Source organism: Megasphaera sp. SC8-1 (assembly GCF_024436295.1).
Lineage (GTDB): Bacteria > Bacillota > Negativicutes > Veillonellales > Megasphaeraceae > Megasphaera > Megasphaera elsdenii.
Map to the genome: position 1 here is coordinate 1 of NZ_JANFQH010000003.1, position 21887 is coordinate 21887.

Genomic DNA, 21887 nt, shown 5'->3' on the forward strand with positions numbered 1-21887 from the left:
TCGTGGTTCGTTTGTCGTTCATCGTTTGTCGAAGATTCACACAAATACTGAATAAGGCTATTCACAGGATTCAGGCGGGCCGCCGACTATGGCGGCCCCTACATCGATGAACGGCCTACGATGAACGATTTCTTACGGTTTATCAAATAAATATTCTTCGCGGCCGACGACTTTGCCGTTCTTCATGTAGACGCGGGGGACGCGGCGCGAGATGTCGCACATGATTTCGTAGTTGATGGTGCCGCAGGCGGCGGCGATTTCTTCGATGGGGATGAAGCTGTCGCCTTGGCGGCCGAAGAGAACGACTTCGTCACCGGCATGAACATTGGCTTCGCCGCTGACATCGATCATGCATTGGTCCATGCAGATGGCGCCGACCTGGGGGACGCGGTGGCCATGATAGAGGACGTCGACTTTCCCCGACAGGATGCGCGAATAGCCATCGGCATAACCGACAGGCAGGGTCGCGATTTTCCGGCGCGACGGTGCCGTATAATGGCGGCCATAGCTGACCGTCGCCCCGGCGTCGATGAGTTTGACATGGGCAATGCAGCAGCGCAGGGACATGACCGGCCGCAGGTCATAGGGTTTGATATCGACATCCGGCGACGGTTCGCAGCCGTACATGATGATGCCCGGCCGGACCATGTCACAATAGTATTCCGGCAGTTCCAGGGCAGCCGCACTGTTGCAGCAGTGGCGCAGAGCGATGTGGATGCCTTCTTCTTCCATGCGCTTGCACATCCAGCGGAAGTGGCCGTACTGTTCGCGCGTAAAGGTCTTGTCCTTGATATCGGAGACGGCAAAATGAGTGAACATGCCGCGGATCTCGATGTTGGGCAGGGCGGCGATGGCCTTGATTTCAGAGACGCTAAATTCATTGACCTGGAAACCGACGCGGCTCATGCCCGTATCGACGGCGATGTGGACGCGCAAGGTCTTGCCCAGGCGCTGGGCTTCCTGCGAGAAAAATTCAGCGTTCTTCAAGTTGAAGACGGCCGGTTCGATGTCATAGGTCAGGAGTTCTTCCGTCCGCCGGGCATCGGTATGGCCGAGGATGAAGATTTCCTTGTCGATATGCGCGTAGCGGCGAAGTTCGACGGCTTCGTCCAGGCTGGATACGGCAAAACAATCGGCGCCGTTTTCGGCAAAGGTCTTGGCCAGTTCGACGCTGCCGTGACCGTAGGCATTGGCCTTGACGACGGCGGCAATCTTGACGTCAGGACCGACGTGTTTGCGGATCTGGCGCATATTGTGAGCGGCTGCGTCCAGGTCGATCTGGGCCCAGACGGCGCGGCGCGTAAAATTCATGGTACTTTCATATGCATTCATCGTTATCGCCTTCCTATAGGGAATGTCATTTACATTTCACTATCATAGCACAGCCCTTATAGGCCGTCAATCAACCGGCACAGGCCGTCCATGACCTTTTCTTCCCAAATATAATTGCGGCTGAACTGACCGGCACTGCGCGGGTCGTCGTCTTCGGCCAGGGCCTCCCCATTCATGACATAGGCAAAGCCGCTTCCCGTCCCGGGACGGATGAAAAGGCCCGATAAGAGGCCAAAGGCCTGGCCTGTATGGCCCCATAAATCGATGGCCTTTGTCCGGCAGCAGCGGGCCGGCCCTCTGCCGTCGACGAAGAACTCGCCCAGGCCATAGGTCAGCAGGGTCTGGCCGCACGTATCGCCATTGTGGCCATCATAGGTCCATTGCAGGCTGAACATGGCCTGGAGCGAAGCGGGCCGGAGGACCTGCCGCCCGGCGTAACGGCCGTCGTGAAGAAGCATCGCCAGGACGTGGCCCAATTCTTCCAGGGACAGGCGCAGGCCGCCTTGGGGAGAAAAAATCGTCGCATTGGTCCCAGGCTGATAACCGGCCAGGTCGTAAGTCTGACAGACGTCCTGGGCATAGGGATTCTGCAAGGACAGGGTCTCCCTTGGCGGCTGGACACCGCCAAAATCGTCCATAATTCCCTGCCAGGGGCCTTTTTCCTCCCACCGGCCCTGTCTATCCTGCTTGCGGTAAATCGTCCCTAAGCGGGCGAACTCAGGCGCTTCCAGGTTGCCCGGCACGTAATCAGCCCGGCATGCCAGGTCCTTCAGGATATGGGTCTTCTGATACTGGTCGAAACGCTGGCCCGTCACGGCTTCGATGACCGTCCCCAAGAGGCCGTAGTTGAGGTTGCAATAGGTGAAATAGGCGCCCGGTGCCTGTCCGGCCGGCGCGAAATGGGCGCCGCCTTCCCAATAGGGACTGCCTGGCGTAAAGAAGGCCCGGACGCTGACGGATGGCGGGATACTGTAGACTTTGCCGTCGCGCAGGCCCGACGTATGAGAAGCCAGGCTGCGGAGCGTAATGGGCATGTCGGGATACGACGGATGGCGCAGGCGAAAGCCGAGGTACTCGCTGACATCCTCGTCGAGGGACAGCTTCCCTGCTTCGGCGAGCTGCATAATCGTAAAGACCGTGAACATCTTGGAGACGGACGCCATGCGGAAACGGCTGTCTTCCGTCATGGGCCTGGTCTGTGCCCCGGCCATGCGGCGGACACCGCCGGCAAAGCGGTAGACCTCACGGCCGCCGGCATAGGCCAGGACGGCCAGGCCGGGCACGCAGGTCCCGCTGTCGCCAATAAGGGAGGCAAAATAGCCATCCCAATCCCTTCGCTTCATAATAGCTCCTTTCGGGTGCAAAAAAGGACTTGTCGTCGTACGACAAGCCCTTTTGAGTTTGAAGTTGTTTCTTACCCTTTATAATTTTCCGGATAGATCGTGATGTCGTAGTGGTTCTTGTCCCATTCGTGGGTAATCTGGTGTTTATACGGCGACAAGGCGTTGATGAGGACTTCGTAGGCTTTGGTGCCCTGGTAGATGCCATCATCGGAGATGTCGACTTTATAACCATTTTCATGGGAATAGATACCGCTGGCGTGGTAACCGCTTTCGGCACCGCCGGTAATGACGAAGGAAATGCCGGCCTGGCGGGCTTCCGTATTCAGACGGTCCAGGAAGGCGATGGTCGAGCTCTGGAAATGAGCCGTATCGGTCGTCCAGTTGCTGTCCCACGGCGTATCCATGCCTTCAGTGCTGCTCCACTTGCGCAGGTTGCTCTTGCCGAAATCACGGCGGTACGCATAGGCGTCGGCAATGGCCGCATCATACGAGTCATGCTGGTACTGATACTGGTACTGGTCTTCATATTTCTGACGGTTCCAGGCCGTGACCGGCGTAGCCATGTGCTGCGATTCGGCATAGTGGTACTTGACAGTGTCGGGCGTAATCGTCCCGGGGTTGTCGATATTAGAAAAGGCCGATGCCGGAATCAGGGCGTGGACGCGGTCCCGAAGGCGGTCACCGATCTTATCGGAGTTTTTATTTTCAGTGGTTTTATCTTTCTTTTTGGCTTTGTCCTGTGCCTGTACCTGAGCCATGGCAGCGACGGCCGGAGATACGGTTTCCGCATCTTTGACCTGTGCAGCCGAAGCCGTGACGGTTCCCATAAGACAGCAGAGAAACAGAATGGTAATGATAGACTTCTTCATTAAATTCCCCCTTAAAATACTGAAATTATGTGTATGACATTTACTTGTTTTCACGAACAACATTTCAATTATATCATATTCAGGGGAATTTGAAAAGTCCAGTTACGAACCCAGGAGCTCGCGCTGCTCGATTTCCTGGGCCGCTGCTTCATCCTGGTCAGCTCTCTTCGTATCGCCTAACTTGCGCCAGACCTGGCTGCGCAGGCGATAGCCGTCTTCATAGGGCTTGATGGCCAGGGCCTGGCTCAGGTACTGCACCGCCCGCCGGTAGTCGCCCTGGTCTATGGCCAGTTGGCCCAGACTGTCGTAGACGGCCAGCTTATCGTCATCATCTGTCGCCAGGCGGATGGACTGGTCGTAGTCCCGTTTGGCCAGGTCGAATTGTTTCAAGTGGCGGTAACATTCGCCGCGGTTGTTGTAATCCATAGCCGTTTCCTTCAGTGCCAGGGCTCTGGTCAAGTCGGCAATGGCCAGCTCATCCTGACCCATCTTGGCATAGACCAGGCCCCGTTCGGAATAGACCCGGCTGTCGTCGGGATGGCGTTTCACCGCTTCCTGGAGCAGGGCCAGGGACTGGTCATAGAAACCGGCTTCTTCGGCGACGGACCCGGCCAGGAAGTAATCGCCGCGGTGCATGAGTTCGTACATGACGCCGACATGGCGGCTCCGATCGGCCAATTTCTTATCGCCTTTCTTTTCATAGACCAGGCTTTCGAGGAAATAATTATGCGGGAAGGCCGGCGCCAGCTTTTCACCCTGCTTGAGGTCGGCCAGGGCTTTGTCGTAGGCTTCTATGGCCGTATAGGCCCGGGCCCGATTGAAATACATCAGTCCCTGCAGGTGATCCCCGTTCTGGCTCAGGGACAAGGCCTTGGTATAATCGTTGACGGCCAGCTGGTATTCTTTACGCTGTTCATAGATAGCGCCGCGGTTGAAATAATGGAAGGCTGCGCCCGGTTCCAGGGAAATGGCCTTGTCACAATCGGCCAGGGCCTGGTCATAGCGTCCCAAAAGGGCGTAAATGGCGCTGCGGCGGTCGTAGGCATCGGCATCGCCGGGATGGGCTTCGATCTGGCCGTTGACGATCTGCAGGGCCTTGTCATAATCCTTGGCCCGGACGGCCTGCAACAGGTCGCTTTTCCCATCGGTCTGCAAGGCGATGGCTCCTCCGCCCGCGCCTTCCGGTATCTTCTCATCGTTAGCCAGGGACAGGCAGGGAACGGCCAAAAAGCATGAAATCAGCCCGGCTAAGATACATTCTTTCCATCGTCTCATAACGAGCCCCCTATCTTTCGGAATTTGCTTTACTTTATAAATTTCGACACAGGCCCGCCAAAATCCTGCTAACAAATGAAAATAATATGCTATAATGAAGAAAAAATGTAAGGAGAAATATGCATGCAAATATTCAAAGGCAAGGAAAAATCTAAAAAACAGCTGCTAACCCTGGCTTTGATGGGGTTGATGTGTATAGGAGGCAATGCCATGGCCACCCAGGTAAACGTCGACTCGGCGACGAAAGACATGCCGGGAAAAGTAGAAAGCACGAAGCTATCCGTGCCGGTAAAGACACCGGTCATCAATCAGATTTCCGATGTCGTATATGAACAAGTCCCCATGCGGGGCTACCCCAACGTGGCCATGAAGATGGACATCCTTCAGCCGAAATCAGCTGCGAAACTGCCTGCCATCGTTTATGTCACAGGCGGCGGCTTCATCAACGCCAATAAGGACAATGGCATCCAGCTCCGCATGCACCTGGCCGAAGCGGGCTATGTCGTCGCTTCCATCCAGTACCGTGTCGCACCGACGGCCCGCTTCCCGGAACCCCTGGAAGATGTGAAGGCCTCTATCCGCTATTTGAAAGCCCATGCAGACCAATTCGGCATCGACCCGGAACGAATCGGCATCATCGGCGGCAGTGCCGGCGGCTATCTCACGGCGATGGCGGCGACGACCAGCGGCACGAAAACCTTCGACAAAGGCGATAATCTCCAGGTCGGCAGCGACGTCAAAGCCGCCGTCGACCTCTACGGACTCTCTGACCTGACCCGCATCGGCGATGACTATAATGATTCCGTGAAAAAAGCCCACCGATCGGCCGGCGCCACCGAAGCCCTTTGGGTGAACGGCTCTGCCGTATTCGGCGGCCACGACGGCGGCATCCTGGCCAATCCGGAAGGCGCCCAAAAGGCCAACCCCATCACGTACATTTCTCAGACCAGTGCGCCCCTGCTGCTCATGCACGGCACGAATGACACCGTCGTTTCCCCGAGCCAGACGGACCTGCTCTTCCAGGCCCTCCAGAAACATCATGTCCCGTCAAAACGCTACCTGGTAGAAGGCGCGGCCCATGGCGGCATCTACTGGAACCAAAAAGAAGTACTCGATATCATCACGACCTTCTTCGATTCGTATTTGAAAAAATAGAAAAGAGGCTGTCGCACGTGCGACAGCCTCTTTTCTTATGCTATTTCTGGCAGCACGGAGGCAGTTTCGAGTTGCCTCCCGTTTTTGTTTTGCTGCTGGATGAGCAGCTGCCGGAGCAATGGCTGCAGCAGCTGGTGGTTCCGTTGAACAGACCACGGATATGATGGATGAAGTACGCTACGGCCATGAGGACGACGATAGCGACGATAATGGTTGCAGGACTCATAGATATACCTCCTCCCGGGATTAGCAAATTAGCGATTATTAGTTGTGAGAGCAACCTCTCCGGCCCTTTGGGCCACCTCCCCTATGAGGGGAGGCAGGCCACTAACATTATACGTTATGGAAGGGGTTGTTTCAAGGCTTAGGCGCCGAGGCCGGCCATGAGGGCCAGGTGATAGGTGACGAAGGCCAGGACGTACGAGAGGACGAGGCACATGCCGTTGCTGGCGAGGAGCATTTTCCACGAGCCAGTTTCACGTTTGATAACAGCCATAGCCGCTACGCAAGGCATGTAGAGCAAGACGAAGACCATGAGCGAAAGAGCAACGGCCTGGTTGAAGTCCGGGTCATCTCGGAGGTAAGCGACGATGCCCGATTCATGAGTATCGTCCCCGCCGACGCTGTAAATCGTACCCAGCGTGGAGACCATGACTTCTTTAGCTGCGGTGCAGGCGATAAGGCCTACGCCGATTTTCCAGTCGAAGCCGAGCGGTGCGATGACCGGTTCTACGAAGTGACCGAGGCGGGCCGCATAGGACTGTTCCAATTTTTCAGCATTCTGCTGATCTTCGAGCTTAGACGTTTCGTCGTCCGCATCGGCTTTGGCATCGAAGAGCGGCAGAGCCTGGGCGAAGACGGCCGGATTCTGTTCCTGGAGATCGGCGAAGCTCTGCGGGTATTTGCCCATGAAGAGGTTATCTTCTGCATTTTCAGAGTCTTTGACCTGGTCTTCAACGGAGCTCAAGGCAGCAGCCGGGTTCAAGGCGTTGCCCGTATCGGCTTCGTTTTCATCGGCTTCGTCAGCGGCTTCATCGGCGGCGGCGACCATGGATTCATACATCTCATTCAAGGCGTCATTGTCTTCGATAGCGCTGAGGCCATAGGACTGGAGGATGTCAGCCTGTTTCTGTTCCATTTCGGCTGTGACCTGATCTTTAGCGGCATCGAAATCCTGGGAATAATCGACATCCACCGGGTAAGCTGTGAGGAACCAAACCAGGACAGAGGCACCGAGGATGAAGGTACCGGCTTTCTTGAGGTACAAGACCGTGCGTTCCCACATGTGCATGAGGACGCCTTTCAAGGTCGGAATGTGATACGGCGGCATTTCCATGACGAACGGTTCCTGTTCCCCTTTAAAGGTCGTGTGACGGAGGACCAGGGCGACGCAGATGGAAATAACGATGCCTAAGAGGTAAATGCCGAAGAGGACTGTACCGCCGTGGCCGGAAGCGCCGAAGAAAGCAGCGATGAGCAGGGTGTATACGGGCAGGCGGGCGCCGCAGCTCATGAACGGGCAGGCCAGGATCGTGACCAGACGGTCTTTTTCGTTATCCAAGGTACGAGCGGCCATGATGCCCGGTACGTTGCAGCCAAAGCCGAGGATCATCGGGATAAAGGACTTGCCGTGCAGCCCCAGGGCACGCATGGCGCGGTCGATGAGGAAAGCGGCGCGGGCCATATAGCCCGTATCTTCGAGAAGGCTGATGAATAAATACAAGAGGACGATAAGCGGGACGAAGGACAGGACGGAGCCGACACCACCGATGACGCCGTCGACGACGAGAGACCGGAGCTGTTCATCTTCGATGACATCACTGCACCAGTCGCCGAGCATGGAAAAGCCCGTATCGAGCCATCCCTGCGGGTAAGCGCCAACGTTGATGACGACGACGAACATGAGCCACATGAGGGCCAGGAAAATAGGAATCCCTAAATAGCGATGAGTCAAGACACTGTCGATCTTATCGGATAAGGAGTCGCTGGAACCGACATTAATAATCGATTTATTAAATACGTCTGTTGCGAATTGATATCGGCATTGAGCGAAATAAAAATCCAAATCAATCTTGCTGGTCAGAGAATCGCGCAGGGTCGAAGCCAGGGCCAGGATGGACTGGGTGCCTTCCATGGCACGGACTTTTTCGACGGCATCAGAGTCGTTCTCCAAGAGCTTGACAGCCAGCCAGCGGACCGGATATTTGATGATGCCCATTTTTTCGATGGCATCGGTCAAATTGGCGATAGCCGGTTCGACGTCGGGACCATAATCGACTTTGGCATTGACCAGGTCCTTCGTCTGCGTGCCGGAAATGGCGTCGAGCAATTCTTTCGTGCCGATGTTCTTGCTGCCGACAAGGGGCACGACGACGGCGCCGAGCTGCTGTCCCAGTTTCTTGAAGTCGATTTTGATGCCCATGCGGTCGGCAATGTCCATCATGTTCAGGGCGATGACCATGGGCCGGCCCAGTTCGACAAGCTGTGCCGCCAGATATAAGTTACGTTCCAGGTTGGACGCATCGAGGACGTTGACGATGATGTCCGGTTTTTCATTGATGATGACGTTACGGGCGACGACTTCGTCCAGGGACCGCGCCGTCAGGCTATATGTACCCGGCAGGTCGACGAAGAGCAGGTCCTTGCCGTTGAAGGTGCGATGGCCTTCTTTCTTTTCGACAGTAACGCCAGGATAGTTGCCGACGTGCTGTTTGGCGCCGGTAATGTTGTTAAAAATCGTCGTTTTACCGCAGTTCGGATTGCCGGCCAGGGCAATCTTGATTTTTGCTGCATTTTCCATGACTACTATGTACCCCCTTTATGATTCAACAGCGACGGAAATCATGGCCGCTTCATTCATACGCAATGCCAGTGCGCACCCTTTGACTTTGACTTCGACAGGGTCTCCAAGCGGGGCCTTTTTGAAGACCGTAATGTGCGAGCCCTTGACGACGCCCATGTCGACGAGGCGGTGCTGGATGTTCCCCCGCCCTTCTAAGGCTTCGACGACGCCCGACTGGCCGACTTTCATGTCGGCTAATGAAACAATTTTCATGACTAACTCCCCTTTTCTGGCCCTCAGACGGCTTCTTCCGTCCGGGCGGCTAATATGCTCTTCAGCGCGTTCGAGCTGCTCGTATGGGAACGGACGACTTCGACGTTCTTGCGCTGCGCTTCCTTGATGGCGCAGCGGACCATACTGTGGCTCACGGTACTGGTAAATAACACGACAAGATCCGGCGATCCGATTTTCGACTTGAAATCGCTCGGTACTTGTGTAAAGACTTTGGCCTTATAATCGTATTCTTTGCAGATACGCTTATAACGACAAACCATACAATCATTTCCACCTACGATGACGACACTCATTTACCTCGCTCCTTTCAGCTCCGTAAATAATACTCACACATCCCTTCTTTTATGATAATATATTTCATTACCAAAAACATTATATATTTTTTCACATAGTCTGTCAATAGATGTTATTGAAATTCATTTATAAAAAAGGGACTTGTCGTTTTGCGACAAGTCCCTTTTTAGGGGCGCCCGTTCACGCCAATCCGTTCACAGACAGCTTACATATACCTGACGGGCTCGCCACATGCGAGCCCCTACAAATCATGGGCATGGGCGAGCCCTTACTATGCGGAACGGCGGATGGTCCGGGCCGGTTTGAGGATGCGGACGCTGTTGAGGACGACGGCCAGGGTGGCTGTGTTATGGATTACAGCGGCCCAGAGGGGGCTGATCTTCCCTAAGGCGCCGAGGAGCATGGCTGCCGAGTTGACTACGATGGTAGCCGTAAAGTTCTGGTTGATGGCCCGCATCGTTTCCCGCCCGATGTACAGGGCATCGTACAGTTTCGACGGGTCTTCAGAGCGGATGGTGATGGCTGCCGATTCAGCGGCGATGTCCGTCTTGTTGCCGCCGAGGCTGACGCCGATATCGGCAAAGGCCAGGGCCGGCGCATCGTTGATGCCGTCACCGACCATCATGACGTTGCCCCGCTTCTGCATTTTCATGACGTAATTGGCCTTGTCTTCCGGCAGGATTTCGGCATGATACGAGTCGATATCCATGTCGCGGGCGACTTCGGCGGCGACATCCTTGGAATCCCCCGTGAGCATGACGACTTCGTCGATGCCCAGGCGGCGCATGCGGTTCAAGGTCTTCTTCATGCCCGGACGGACCGGGTCCTGGATGACCAAAAAGCCGAGATACCGGCCATTGCGGGCGATGTACAAGAGGTTCTTGCCCCACGTCTTGTTGTCCGTGGCCGGCATGCCTTCTACGCCTTCTTCGGTCATGAAGCGGCGGCTGCCGACGAGGACGTCCCCGCCTTCGTAGCCTTCAAAGTCCGGCACGGCAGCTTTCATGCCGCGGGCGACGACCGTTTCCGACGAAGCGTGCGGCGGCGTCTGCCAGCCCTGGGCATTGACGTATTTCTGGACGGCTACAGCCAGCGGATGGACGGAGTGCATTTCTGCCGAAGCGGCCAGGAGGATCATTTCTTTATCATCGACGCCTTCGACCGTTTCGATATGGTCGATCTGCGGAACGCCCATGGTGATGGTCCCGGTCTTATCGAGGACGACCGTGTCGATATCGGCCAGGTTTTCGATGTAGTTGCCGCCCTTGATGAGGATCCCCTTGCGGGCTGCCACGCCGATGGCGGCCGAGATGGCCGTTGCCGTCGACAATTTCAGGCCGCACGAGAAGTCGATGAACAAGAGATTGAGGACGCGCTGCCAGTCCTTGGTCGCCCCGTAGACGATGGCTGCGCCGATGAAGGAGATAGGAACCAGGAGATTGGCCATCTTATCGGCAAAGTTCTGGACCGGTGCCCGGCGGGTCTGAGCTTCTTCGACGAGGTGGATGATCTGGGCCAGGGACGTATCGGCGCCGACCTTCTCGACGCGGATGACCAGGTCGCCCGCTTCGATGACGCTACCGGCATAGACCGGCGATTTTTCCTGCTTGATGGCCGGGTTCGATTCGCCCGTAATGGACGCCTGGTTGACGGCGGCATTGCCGCTGACGACGCTGCCGTCGACACAGATCTTTTCGCCCAGGTGGACGGCGATGAGGTCGCCCCGCTTCAGCGATTCGACGGGGACCTTGCGTTCATGGCCGTTTTCGACGAGCCAGACGTCGCGCTGGTCTAGTTTGAGCAGGCCCGAAATCTGACGGCGTGCCTTTTCGGCGGCGTATTCGGTCATCATTTCGGCGCCGTTCGACAGGGCCAGGAGGGTCAGGCTCGATTCGGGCTTGCCGGCCAGGACGGACGCAGCGACAGCCGTCGCCGTCAGCGTGTCGGCATTGGCCTGATGGTCTTTTACGAGGCCCAGGATGCCGTTCTTAATGTAACGGCGTGCAATATATAAGGTAAATAATTGGCGAAACAAGAGGATCGACCCGTAAAATTCCGGATTAACCTTGCGCAGGATGTTCATGGCGATGAAGCCGCCGACGGAGATAATCGCTTCCCGGCGGTACGTGGCGACGTCCATATCGTCGTTCTTGGCTTCTTTCTTGCGGCCATATTTTTCTTCAAAAGCGCGGACGAAGAGCTGGAGCGCCCGCAGGTCCAGCCGTCCCATATAGTAGACAGTGACCTTCTTTTCTTCGACAACAGCTGAGACGATGCCCCGGACCTGGCGGAGCTTGACACTCAGGACAGGCCGCAGGCGGCTGGGGAGCTCGCTGTTCAGGAAGATCGTATTGCGCATGTACATGACTTAACGCCTCCTCAATAAAGACAGGGCCCACCACAGCATCTGCGGTCCTGTCGGGCGTTGACCCAGGAATACGGTCTTCCGCAGGCCGCGAAGGGTCAGGACTACGGCGATCAGGGTCCGCAAATCCAGGAAGGCCTTGCTTTTCCGAAAAATAGCCTGACTGAAGACGTCGGCCGTATCCTGGACAGCCTTCAAATACGTCGCCGATTCCGCTTTCCCGGCTTCAGCCTGTCCGGCATCGCAGACGGCACCGACAAGGCCTTCTACGGCATTTGGAAAGAGGCGGAAGCGGAAAAAGTTTTCCAATTTATCCAAGGTCCCTTCGCTATGGGCGAAGACCAAGATGCTGCCCGTAACGGCGCTGACCTGGACGAACTGGACATCCGGCAGGGTGCTGACTTTTTCTTCGATCAATTTAGCCAATTCCGCATTGCCAACGAGGGCGGCCGCACGGTAACGGCGGCGTCCTTTCAAGACAGAAACGCAGGCAAAATGGGGCACAGCAGCGGCAGGCTTTGCCGCCTGGACCTGAGACCGGCATACACCGGCGGGCGCAGCTGCGGCAGCCGCTTTGCCCTTCTTATTGTGGAACATATCGTATACGGCTTTGCCAATCGACGTGCCCACCATAAAACCTGAGGCATAAGACATAATTACCTTCTCCTTTCAACGTGGCTCATGATATAATTTTCTACCCGGACGAGTTCCCGGTTGGCCCGCAGGACCTGCGGACGATACGTGATCAAGACAGAACCCGTGAGGACATTGACATCGACTTTATCGATTTCTTTATAGCTGGCAATGTAGGCATAGACCTTGCGGCCCAAATCAGCATTGCCGACGAGTTTCTTGCTGTACAGGCGGATACGGCCCGGCAAGTAAGACGAAATAGTAACAGATCTCATGATGAGGTCCCATTTCGACGTCGGAATAATCATACAAGCAGTCCTTCCTGTTTTTTTCCTAAAAAAAAGAAGCCGTCATCCAAGACGGCCTCTTCTTGAGTTTGAAGTTTGTAGTTTTTAGTTTTCAGCAAGTGAAAACGCAAAGGCCTTCACTACAAACTTATTTCGCCTGTGCGGCTTCCTGGGCTGCAATCATGTCTTCCAATTCTTCTTTCTGACGCTGCAATTCAGCCAGGGGAACCGACGCGGTCATAGCACCGGCAGCCGGCTGCTGCAGAGCCATGAGCTGCTGTTCCCGTTCAGACATCAATTTGTAACCGAAGACGCCGGCGACGACACCGATACCTAAGCCAATCCAAAAATCTGTATTCTGAAACATACGACACATCTCCCTTTAAAATATTGATATTCATTTACAGCTATTATTATAAAGTGCTTTTCTTCACGTGTCAATAGTACTTATCAATTTCATTAGTGCATTTTGTTATTATTGCAAACATAAAATCATCCTATATCGCCTGATTGCGCTATGTTACTGGGTTCCCCATTTATTTTCCCGGCCGGATTTGCTATAATATAGAAATACTTCCAGGTATAGAAACTGTAAATTATGAAATTGTATCTTAATATTTTGAAAGGTGTGACTTTCTTGTTCAACAAGTCTCTCTTAAAATCCGTTCAGTCTGCCATTGCCGAACACCCGGACAAGCGGGTTTTATCGCTTTCATTTGAAAATAAAAAGTATTTCATCAAACGCCGCAGGGGCAACGGCCGCAATGCCTTTGCCAAACAGAACCCGTCTGCCGCGTTCTGGTGCGAAGCCTATAAGATCATGACCGTCAACGCCCGCCTGCGCCTGGCGCCGAAACTGGTCCTCCTGGATGAAGACTTCTTCGTCATGGAAGCGGCCGGCAAGACCCTGCAGGGCGTCGCCAAAGAAGCAGAATATGCCGACGTCCGCCAGGAGGCCTTTGAAAAAGCCGGCCAGGGCCTGGCCCGTCTCCACGCCGCCGGACTGCACCACGGCCGGCCGGCCCTGCGGGACATCGCCTACGACCGGGAAGACGGGACGATTACCCTCCTCGATTGGGAAAACGAAAAGAAATTCGTCGACGCGCCGGCACCGGTCCTGGACCTGTTCCTCTTCCTGCACAGCTGTTTCCGCGAAGAATGGCCGGACAACGCCCTCATCGATGCGGCTGTCGCCGGTTATGGCAGCGTCGAAGGCAGCGACCAGGTCTTCATGGCGCTGAAAGCCTTCATCGCAGACCACCACACCCTCTTCGCGGTGTGTCACGCCCTGACCCCCTTCGGCTGGATCGACGTCGTCTCCGTAGACAAGGCCAAAGCCTATATCGCCGCCTTATAAGACAGAAAAGGCCGCCGCACAGCGGATGTAGCCGCCAGGCAATTCCTCGGCGGCTTTTTTCATCTGCAGGGCCAGGAGGATGGGCAGCAGGTCGGCGACGGCCAGGCCCGTCTTTTCCAGGAGCTCGCTCACCGGCGCCGCCCGGTCGAAGGGGATGACGTCGATGACGGCCTGTTCAGCCGGGCTCAGGCTGGGTGCTGCTGCCTCAGCGACGGTTTCCGGTCCCTGCCAGCCGCGGCGGCGAAATTCCCGGATTACATCGTCGACGCAGGTCAAGGGAATGGCGCCGAGCTGCAAGAGGTGGTTCGTCCCGCGGCTGGTCTCGGAAAAGACACTGCCCGGCATGGCAAAGACGTCGCGCCCTTCGTCGAGGGCCAGGTCGGCCGTAATCAGGGAGCCGCTGCGCAGGGCTGCTTCGACGACGATCGTCGCCGCCGCCATGCCGGCGATGATTCGGTTCCGGGCCGGGAAATTCCGGGACAGCGGCTCGACGCCAAAGGCATACTCGGAAATGACGGCGCCGCCGTTCTCGACGACCTGCCGGAACAGGGCCTTGTTTTCCCTGGGATAAGTCCGGTCCAGGCCGTTGGCAGCGACGACGACGGTCCGCCCCTTCCCCTTCAGGGCGCCCCGGTGGGCCCGCGTGTCGATGCCCCGGGCACCGCCGCTGATGATGGTAAAGCCCTGGGCCGCCAGTTCGGCAGCCAGTGACTCCGCCGCGTTCAGGCCGTAAGGGCTGGCCTTGCGCGAGCCGACGATGGCGAGGCTGCTGCTGTCGCGGCCCATCGTTCCCTGACAGAAGAGGACCAGCGGCGGCTGGGCGGTGAAGGGCAGCCACGCCGGATAGTCGTCATCCCACAGGGCCAGGGGCCGGACGCCATAGAAATCCAGCTGATGCTGGAATCGGTCCCAGTCAAAAACGTTTCGTTCTTGTCTGAGCTGGGAAAATATCTTGGCCGGGATTCCCGTCCGGCGCCGCAAATCCTCATCCCAGACGGCTTCCCAGGCCCGGCGCGGCGAGCGGCAGACGTCGAGGAGGGCCTGCAGGCGGCGGCTGCCGCAGCCCTTGAGGGACTGGAGGGCCGCGGCGTACATCGTTTCATGGTTCACAGTCTTCCCTCCTTCATGGCTGCTGCATCTTATTGCGGTAACTGATGGCTTCGGCGACGTGTTCCTTGGCGATGACCGGCTCTTTGGCCAGGTCGGCGATGGTCTGGGACACTTTGATGATCCGATCGTAGCTGCGGGCGCTGAGGCGCAGGACGTCGAAGGCTTCGCGCAGCAGCTGCTGGGCTGCTTCGGTCAATTGGCACGTCGCCCGTATCTCCCGGTGGCCCATGTGGGCGTTGCAGGTGCAGCCATAGGGCGCCAGGCGCTCCTGCTGGCGACGGCGCGCCGACAGGACCCGCGAGCGGATGGCTGCCGACGATTCGGCTTTCCGCCGGGTTATCAGTTCCTGGTACGCCGGCCGCTCGACGCGGACGTGGAGGTCGATGCGGTCCAACAGGGGGCCGGAAATCTTATGGGTGTAGCGGCGTATCTCGCTTTCTGAACAAATACAGCCTTCATCGAAGCCGTAACGGCCGCAGGGACAGGGATTCATGGCGGCTACCAGGACGAAGCGCGACGGATAGGACAGAGCCGCCTGGACACGGGCGATATGGACGACACCGTCTTCCAGGGGCTGGCGCAGGACTTCCAGGACCGACCGGGGAAATTCCGGCAGTTCGTCGAGGAAGAGGACGCCGTGATGACTGAGGGTCACTTCGCCCGGCTTGGGGATGGACCCGCCGCCGACGAGGCCGGCCATGGAAATGGTATGATGCGGGCTGCGGAAGGGCCGCTGCTGCAGGAGACGGCCCTTCCCGAGGAGACCGGCGACGCTGTAGATTTTGGTCACTTCCAGGGCCTCGGCTTCATTCATGGGCGGCAGGATCGTCGGGATGCGCTTGGCCAGCATGGTCTTGCCGCTCCCGGGCGGTCCGATCATGAGGACGTTATGGCCGCCGGCCGCAGCGATTTCCAGGACCCGTTTGGCTTCGGCCTGGCCCTGGACTTCGGAAAAATCGACGTCGTAATCGGGCAGGTCCGGGTCCGGCAGTGCGGCCCGGGCGGCCTCTAACGCCTTCTCGCCCGTCAAATGGCCGGCGACGTCGCAGAGAGTCCCGACGCCATAGACCGTAAGGTCCGGGCAGAGCAGGGCTTCGGCGGCATTGTCCCGGCTGACGAAGACCGTCTTCATCCCCTGGGCCGCCCCTTCCAGGACCATGGGCAGGATGCCGTTCACCGGGCGGATGCGACCGTCCAGGGCCAGTTCACCCAGGAAGAGGCAGTTTTCGCAGACCTCTTCGGGAATCTGGCCGCTCGACACGAGGATGGCCACGGCCAGGCTCAGGTCGAGACCGGCCGTATCCTTCTTGAGGTCGGCCGGCGCCAGGTTGACCGTCAGGCGGCGCATGGGAAATTCATAGCCGCTGTTCTTGACGGCTGCCCGGACCCGCTCTTTGGCCTCTTTCACCGACGTCGCGGCCAAACCGACCAGGTCGAACGACGGCAGACCGTTGGAGATGTCCGTCTCGACGGCGATGACATGGCCGTTCAGGCCCAACGTCGCCGCCCCGTAGATACGCGCGAACACAGCCTCACCGCCTTTCTGCCTGGAAGGCGTGGACGAGGTGGCGGATAACGGGTTCCCCCTGGTCATCGGGCCAGACCTCGATGACATCGAACCGGCACGGCCGCTCCCAAAGATCGAACTGGGCCAGGTAGGCCGAGGCAACGCGGGTGATCTTGCGGCGCTTGTTCCGTTCCACGGCCTCACAGGGCAGGCCGTAAGCGGCCGTCGTCCGCGTCTTGACCTCGATGAAGACCAAGGTATGGCCGTCTTCGGCGATGAGGTCGATTTCCCCCAGGCGGTTGCGGTAATTGCAGCAGCGCACGTGATAGCCCTTCTCGTGGCGCACATAAGCCAGCGCCGCCTGTTCTCCATAATAACCTAATGCTTTCTTCTCCATGGCGGGTCCCCCTTCTCTCTTGATTCCAATTACCCCCATAGTAGCAGAGAAAGATTAAAAATACATAAAAAAAAGACCCTTCCGGGCCTTTTTTTCTGAGAAGAAGATTAAATTTTGTGAATCATCAGGAACGCGACGATACCGATGAGCAGGACGATAGCGATGATGCGGGTCAGGACGGCCGGCGTCATCGTCACCTGGCGCCGGGGCTTCTGTCCCCGCTGCGTACTCATACGCCGGGCCAAGCCATTTCCTTGCCGCCTAAGATATGGGCGTGCATGTGATGGACCGTCTGGCCGGCCTTTTCACCGGTGTTGAAGACGACGCGGAAGCCGTCCTTGTCGAGACCCATGACCTGGGCGACTTTCTGGATGGCGAAGAGCATCTTGCCGGCGACATCGGCATCGTCCGGCGTCAGGGCCGCGATGCTCTGGATATGCTTCTTAGGGATGACCAGGACGTGGACCGGGGCGACCGGGTTGATGTCCTTGAAGGCGAAGAAATCATCGTCTTCCCAAACTTTGGTGCTCGGGATTTCCCCGGCAACGATCTTGCAGAAAATGCAGTCTTCCATGATAAATTCCTCCTTTGTTGTGTAAGGGCGCGCCACGTGCGAGCCCCTACCCGTTTCGTGTCGGAAACTAGTGGTTAGTGGTTAGCAGGCCGAAACCACGAGACACTAACAACGAGCTTCCAGCTTCTGTCCGTCGGTACCGGTGAGGGTGACTTCGACGATGGTGCCTGCGGCATCATCCGGCAGGTTCCCGACGACGGCCCGTTCGTAGTTTTCCGTGAAGCCTTCGCCGGTCGTGCCGTCCTGTTTTTCGATGAGGACGGCGGCCTTCTGTCCGATCAGGGACGTCAGGAGCGCTTCTTTCTGCCGGGCCGACAGTTCATTGACGAGTTCGACGCGCCGCTTCTTTTCGGCCGTATCGACTTGGTCCTTCATATCCGCAGCCGGCGTCCCCCTGCGCTGGGAGTACGGGAAGGCGTGGATATGGGAGAACCGGAGCCGTTCCAGGGCCGCCATGGTTTCGTCAAAGAGGGCTTCCGTTTCGCCGGGAAAGCCCAGGATGAGGTCTGTCGACACGGTCAGGCCGTCGATGCGGCTGCGCAGGCGGGCGATGAGGTCTTCATATTCAGCCACGGTATAATGGCGGTTCATGGCCTTTAAGATCGTGTCCGACCCGGACTGGAGGGGCAGGTGCAGATGCGGGCAGATGCGGTCCGAACTGTTCATGACGGCAATCATGTCGTCGCCGATTTCCAGGGACTCGATGGAGCCCAGGCGGATGCGGGCCACGTCGGTTTCCTTGACCAGGCGGTCCAGGATGTGGGCCAGCGTCGGATGGTCGTCGAGGTCGCGGCCGTAGGCGCCGAGATGGATGCCGGTCAGGACGATTTCCTTGAATCCCGCGGCGACGAGGCGCTGTGCTTCGGCGACGATGGCATCGGGACGGCGCGATTTCAGGGCGCCCCGCGTATAGGGGATGATGCAATAGGAGCAGAAATTATTGCACCCTTCCTGTATCTTCAAATCGGCCCGCGTATGTTCTACAGCTGACGGATAGAGGGGGATCTCCTCAAATTCGTCATGACGGCGCACGTCGTGGACGGCTGTGATGGCTTCGTCTTCCCCGTCGTGCAGGAGCTCGCGGACGATGGAAACGATGCGCTTGCGTTCATTGGTCCCGACGACGGCATCGACTTCGGGCATGGACGTCAGGAGCTCCGGGTCGAGCTGGGCATAACAGCCGGTGACGATGACCTTGGCGGCCTCGTTGCGCTTCTTCGTCCGGCGGATGAGCTGGCGCGATTTCTTCTCGCCCACCTGGGTGACCGAGCAGGTATTGATGACATAGACGTCGGCCGGGCCGTTGAAATCGGCTTCCGTGAAGCCTGCAGCCAGGAAGAGGCCGCGCATACTGTCCGTATCGTACTGGTTGACACGGCAGCCAAGAGTGGCAAAAGCGATAGTTGGCATTACTTGAATCCTCTTTCGTACATAATGATAGACAGGGCCGCCAGCGACGCCGTTTCAGCGCGCAGGATGCGGGGCCCGAGAGAGACCGTGCGGCACCACGCCAGATGCTGCGTGGCATAGGCGATTTCTTTTTCTGCATAGCCCCCTTCAGGGCCGATGGCGATGACGGCGTCGCCGGTCCGCACGTCGTGGCAGGCTTCCGACAAGGGCGCCGTTTCCTGTTCATAAGGGATGATGAAGCGCGTGTCGGCATAGGCGTCGACGAGCTCCGTAAAGCTCATGACCGGCGCTACCTCCGGCACGTCGTCGCGGCCGCATTGCTTGGCCGCTTCCAGGGCCAGGCGCTGCCACCGTCCGAGCCGGGCCTGCCGCCGTTTATCATCTAATTTTACTACACAATGTTCCATTTGTACAGGAACAATCCGCCCTACGCCGAGTTCCGTCGCCTTCTGGACGACCCAGTCGAACTTGTCACCTTTGAGAAGGCCCGCTGCCAGGATGACCTTGCCGTTCGCTGACGGCCCGTCGGACAGCTTGCGCGCCGGCGTAAGGTACGCCGAATGGCCTTCCATGCGGGTGATGAAACATTCATAGGTCGCGCCGGTGCAGTCCGTGACGTTCAGCGTGTCGCCGACGGTATGGCGCAGGACGACGACGACGTGATGGGCATCGTCGGCAGACAGTTCAAAGGTCCCGCAAATGGGGAAATCCGTGAAAATCTTACGCATAGTCTCACCTCTTCATCAAAACGGCATACCAGCCGCTCCGGAACTGTTCATCGACCCAGGTGAAGCCGACGGCAGCCGCCGCGCGGCGCACTTCGTCGATGCGTTCGTCGATGATGCCGCTGGCGATGAGCGTACCGCCTTCCTTGAGGTACGGCGGCAGTGTCGGCAACAGGGCCAGGACGGCGTTGGTCACCAGGTTGGCTACGACGACGTCGGCCTGTTCCCCTTGCGGGATGGCCGCCAGGAGGTCGCTGTTGGCGATGGTCAATCGCTCTTCGACGCCGTTCAGTTTGGCGTTGACGGCCGCCTGCTTGACGGCGACGGCATCGAAATCGACAGCCGTCACGCGGGACGCGCCCAGTTTGGCGGCGGCAATGGCCAGGATGCCCGTGCCCGTGCCGATGTCAAAGACCGTATCGCCGGGCTTCACCGTGTCTTCCAGGTACTGGACGCACATACACGTCGTATCGTGGAAGCCGCTGCCAAAGGCCAGGCCCGGATCGATGGAGAGGACGTCCTCGCCGTCCGCCGGCCGGGCCGGTTCCCATGCCGGTGCCGCCCAGAAATGGCGGGAAATCTTCTTGGGATGGAAATGTTCCTGCCAGGCAAAGAGCCAGTCCTTGTCATCGGCTTTCTTTTCGACGACCTTCCAGTCGCCCAAATCGACACCCCGGCTTTCCAGGGCGCCCATCTTTTCTCGTATCGTTTCCACAAGACCTTCCTGTGCCAGCGGGAAATACGCCGTAATGCGGATGCGTCCTTTGTGGTCCGGGTGTTCGTCATCGATGACCGATCCATTGCTTCCACATTCAAAAACAAGAAGGGCCACCAAATCGGTGGCCGTTGGGGAAACGAGCAAATCTGCTTCATTCCATTGCATCGTTCATTCTCCCTTTATCTTTCCAGATCTTCTTTTAACTTACTCCAAAAGCCCTTCTTAGACTTCTTGGTATCTTTCTTGTCGTTCTTCGCGTCTGTGGCGTCACCGTCGGCCGGTTGTTCAGCCGGCTTTGGCTCCCCCACCCACGTTTCGCCGCCAGCATAGGCAAATTCCCGCAGGAGTTCCTTCTGTTTGGCATTGAGGTCTTTCGGTACGGAGACCGTGACCTGGACGTGGTGGTCGCCGCGGCGGTTCTTGGACCCCAGGACAGGGACGCCTTTGCCGCGGATGCGGAAGACCGTACCCGTCTGGGTGCCGGCCGGGATGGTCAGTTCGATCTTGCCATCCAGGGTTTCGACGGGAATCTTTGCACCCAGGGCAGCCTGGGCGAAGGAAATCGTTTCCTGGGACAAGATATCGTTGCCTTCACGGCTGAACTTGGGATCGCGGCGGACGAAGATGTAGACGTACAAGTCGCCGTGACCGCCGCCGCGGACGCCCGGTTCGCCTTCTCCGGCTACGCGCAGGCGTGCGCCGTCATCGACACCGGCAGGGATCTTGATCTTCAATTTCTTGCGGACCTTGACCGTCCCCGTGCCATGGCATTTCTTGCACTTATCATGGATGATCTTGCCTGTGCCGCCGCAGCGGGAACAGGTGCGGACATTGACCATCTGGCCGAAAGGCGTGTTCTGTACGACGCGCTGCTGGCCCGTGCCGTGGCAGTCCGGGCAAGTATCGACTTTGCTGCCCGGTTCGGCACCGTTGCCGTGACAGTGGTCACACGTTTCTTCCTTGGGGACCTGGATTTCCATTTCCGTACCAAAGGCAGCCTGCTTGAAGGTGATGTCTACGTCGAAGCGCAAATCGGCACCGCGCTGCGGGCCATTGGCCGACTGACGGCTGCCCTGGCCGCCAAAGAAGGAATCAAAGATATCTTCGAAGCCGCCGAAGCCCTGGCCGCCCTGGCCGAATCCGCCAAAGCCGCCAAACCCTCCGAAGCCGCCCTGGCCGAAACCGGCACCGGAACCGGCAGCATTGCCGTTCTGGAATGCTGCCGGACCGAACTGGTCGTACTGGGCGCGTTTCTGTTTATTCGACAGGACGCTGTACGCTTCGTTGATTTCCTTGAATTTTTCTTCGGCTGCCTTCGGGTTGTCCGGGTTGCGGTCCGGATGGTATTTGAGCGCTAATTTCTTGAACGCTTTTTTGATTTCTGCGTCGCTGGCGTCTTTGGGAACGCCAAGGACTTCATAATAATCTCTTTTACTCATGGTGGGCAGCCCCTCTTATCT

General features: G+C 57.7%; 23 protein-coding genes. 2 read left to right on the forward strand and 21 right to left on the reverse strand.

Going from position 1 to position 21887, the window contains the following annotated elements; translation table 11 throughout:
* Positions 1-132: 132 nt before the first annotated feature.
* From alr to NOS26_RS00140, 4 genes are all read right to left on the reverse strand, one after another.
* Positions 133-1332: an alanine racemase gene (alr, locus tag NOS26_RS00125; RefSeq protein ID WP_014016427.1), complete on the reverse strand. Its 1200-nt coding sequence runs from the start codon at positions 1330-1332 to the stop codon at positions 133-135.
* Between the two features lie 56 nt (positions 1333-1388).
* Positions 1389-2675, reverse strand: coding sequence for a serine hydrolase (locus tag NOS26_RS00130; RefSeq protein ID WP_072983584.1), 1287 nt, complete (start codon positions 2673-2675; stop codon positions 1389-1391).
* Positions 2676-2746: 71 nt separating this feature from the next.
* Positions 2747-3544, reverse strand: coding sequence for a hypothetical protein (locus tag NOS26_RS00135; RefSeq protein WP_014016425.1), 798 nt, complete (start codon positions 3542-3544; stop codon positions 2747-2749).
* A 102-nt stretch (positions 3545-3646) separates the two neighbouring features.
* Positions 3647-4819, reverse strand: coding sequence for a lipopolysaccharide assembly protein LapB (locus tag NOS26_RS00140; protein WP_014016424.1), 1173 nt, complete (start codon positions 4817-4819; stop codon positions 3647-3649).
* A gap of 210 nt (positions 4820-5029) precedes the next feature.
* On the opposite strand from NOS26_RS00140, the gene NOS26_RS00145 reads away from it, so the two are divergent.
* The gene (locus NOS26_RS00145) at positions 5030-5974 is read left to right on the forward strand and encodes an alpha/beta hydrolase (RefSeq protein ID WP_255917085.1); all 945 of its coding nucleotides are present in this window, start codon (positions 5030-5032) and stop codon (positions 5972-5974) included.
* A 40-nt stretch (positions 5975-6014) separates the two neighbouring features.
* Here NOS26_RS00145 and NOS26_RS00150 read toward each other — a convergent pair whose 3' ends face one another.
* The 8 genes from NOS26_RS00150 to NOS26_RS00185 all read right to left on the reverse strand — a co-directional run bounded on the left by NOS26_RS00150 (position 6015) and on the right by NOS26_RS00185 (position 12996).
* Positions 6015-6200, reverse strand: coding sequence for a hypothetical protein (locus NOS26_RS00150; protein WP_014016422.1), 186 nt, complete (start codon positions 6198-6200; stop codon positions 6015-6017).
* A gap of 138 nt (positions 6201-6338) precedes the next feature.
* Complete coding sequence (feoB, locus tag NOS26_RS00155; protein ID WP_074787266.1) at positions 6339-8774, reverse strand: ferrous iron transport protein B; 2436 nt, start codon at positions 8772-8774, stop codon at positions 6339-6341.
* A gap of 18 nt (positions 8775-8792) precedes the next feature.
* A complete protein-coding gene (locus tag NOS26_RS00160) occupies positions 8793-9029 on the reverse strand; it encodes a FeoA family protein (protein WP_027894788.1) in 237 nt (78 codons plus the stop codon).
* A 23-nt stretch (positions 9030-9052) separates the two neighbouring features.
* On the reverse strand, positions 9053-9343 hold the full coding sequence (locus tag NOS26_RS00165) for a DUF2325 domain-containing protein (RefSeq protein ID WP_014016419.1): 291 nt from the start codon (positions 9341-9343) through the stop codon (positions 9053-9055).
* A 272-nt stretch (positions 9344-9615) separates the two neighbouring features.
* Complete coding sequence (locus NOS26_RS00170; protein WP_255917086.1) at positions 9616-11709, reverse strand: cation-translocating P-type ATPase; 2094 nt, start codon at positions 11707-11709, stop codon at positions 9616-9618.
* A 3-nt stretch (positions 11710-11712) separates the two neighbouring features.
* Positions 11713-12363, reverse strand: coding sequence for an HMA2 domain-containing protein (locus tag NOS26_RS00175; RefSeq protein ID WP_014016417.1), 651 nt, complete (start codon positions 12361-12363; stop codon positions 11713-11715).
* A 2-nt stretch (positions 12364-12365) separates the two neighbouring features.
* A complete protein-coding gene (locus NOS26_RS00180; protein ID WP_014016416.1) occupies positions 12366-12650 on the reverse strand; it encodes an HMA2 domain-containing protein in 285 nt (94 codons plus the stop codon).
* Positions 12651-12777: 127 nt separating this feature from the next.
* Positions 12778-12996, reverse strand: coding sequence for a hypothetical protein (locus NOS26_RS00185; RefSeq protein ID WP_014016415.1), 219 nt, complete (start codon positions 12994-12996; stop codon positions 12778-12780).
* A 231-nt stretch (positions 12997-13227) separates the two neighbouring features.
* Here NOS26_RS00185 and NOS26_RS00190 point away from each other — a divergent pair, with 231 nt between their 5' ends.
* Complete coding sequence (locus NOS26_RS00190) at positions 13228-13986, forward strand: hypothetical protein (protein WP_232501458.1); 759 nt, start codon at positions 13228-13230, stop codon at positions 13984-13986.
* Here the strand turns inward: NOS26_RS00190 and dprA are convergent.
* From dprA to dnaJ, 9 genes are all read right to left on the reverse strand, one after another.
* Entirely contained in the window at positions 13981-15096 is a 1116-nt protein-coding gene (gene dprA, locus NOS26_RS00195) for a DNA-processing protein DprA (RefSeq protein WP_255917087.1), read from the reverse strand. The two genes, NOS26_RS00190 and dprA, sit on opposite strands and share 6 nt — an antisense overlap.
* A gap of 13 nt (positions 15097-15109) precedes the next feature.
* Positions 15110-16624 carry a YifB family Mg chelatase-like AAA ATPase gene (locus tag NOS26_RS00200; protein ID WP_074787268.1) on the reverse strand — a complete coding sequence of 505 codons (1515 nt, stop codon included), beginning with the start codon at positions 16622-16624 and terminating at the stop codon, positions 15110-15112.
* A 4-nt stretch (positions 16625-16628) separates the two neighbouring features.
* On the reverse strand, positions 16629-17000 hold the full coding sequence (locus tag NOS26_RS00205; RefSeq protein ID WP_014016411.1) for a YraN family protein: 372 nt from the start codon (positions 16998-17000) through the stop codon (positions 16629-16631).
* Between the two features lie 107 nt (positions 17001-17107).
* Positions 17108-17233, reverse strand: coding sequence for a hypothetical protein (locus NOS26_RS00210; protein WP_014016410.1), 126 nt, complete (start codon positions 17231-17233; stop codon positions 17108-17110).
* Complete coding sequence (locus tag NOS26_RS00215) at positions 17230-17574, reverse strand: histidine triad nucleotide-binding protein (protein WP_014016409.1); 345 nt, start codon at positions 17572-17574, stop codon at positions 17230-17232. Before NOS26_RS00215 ends, NOS26_RS00210 begins: the two co-directional genes overlap by 4 nt.
* Positions 17575-17679: 105 nt before the next feature.
* The gene (mtaB, locus tag NOS26_RS00220) at positions 17680-18984 is read right to left on the reverse strand and encodes a tRNA (N(6)-L-threonylcarbamoyladenosine(37)-C(2))-methylthiotransferase MtaB (RefSeq protein WP_074787270.1); all 1305 of its coding nucleotides are present in this window, start codon (positions 18982-18984) and stop codon (positions 17680-17682) included.
* Positions 18984-19712: a 16S rRNA (uracil(1498)-N(3))-methyltransferase gene (locus NOS26_RS00225; RefSeq protein ID WP_014016407.1), complete on the reverse strand. Its 729-nt coding sequence runs from the start codon at positions 19710-19712 to the stop codon at positions 18984-18986. Before NOS26_RS00225 ends, mtaB begins: the two co-directional genes overlap by 1 nt.
* 4 nt (positions 19713-19716) lie before the next feature.
* The gene (gene prmA, locus NOS26_RS00230) at positions 19717-20592 is read right to left on the reverse strand and encodes a 50S ribosomal protein L11 methyltransferase (RefSeq protein ID WP_074787272.1); all 876 of its coding nucleotides are present in this window, start codon (positions 20590-20592) and stop codon (positions 19717-19719) included.
* Between the two features lie 14 nt (positions 20593-20606).
* Positions 20607-21866 carry a molecular chaperone DnaJ gene (dnaJ, locus tag NOS26_RS00235; RefSeq protein WP_014016405.1) on the reverse strand — a complete coding sequence of 420 codons (1260 nt, stop codon included), beginning with the start codon at positions 21864-21866 and terminating at the stop codon, positions 20607-20609.
* Between the last annotated feature and the right edge of the window lie 21 nt (positions 21867-21887).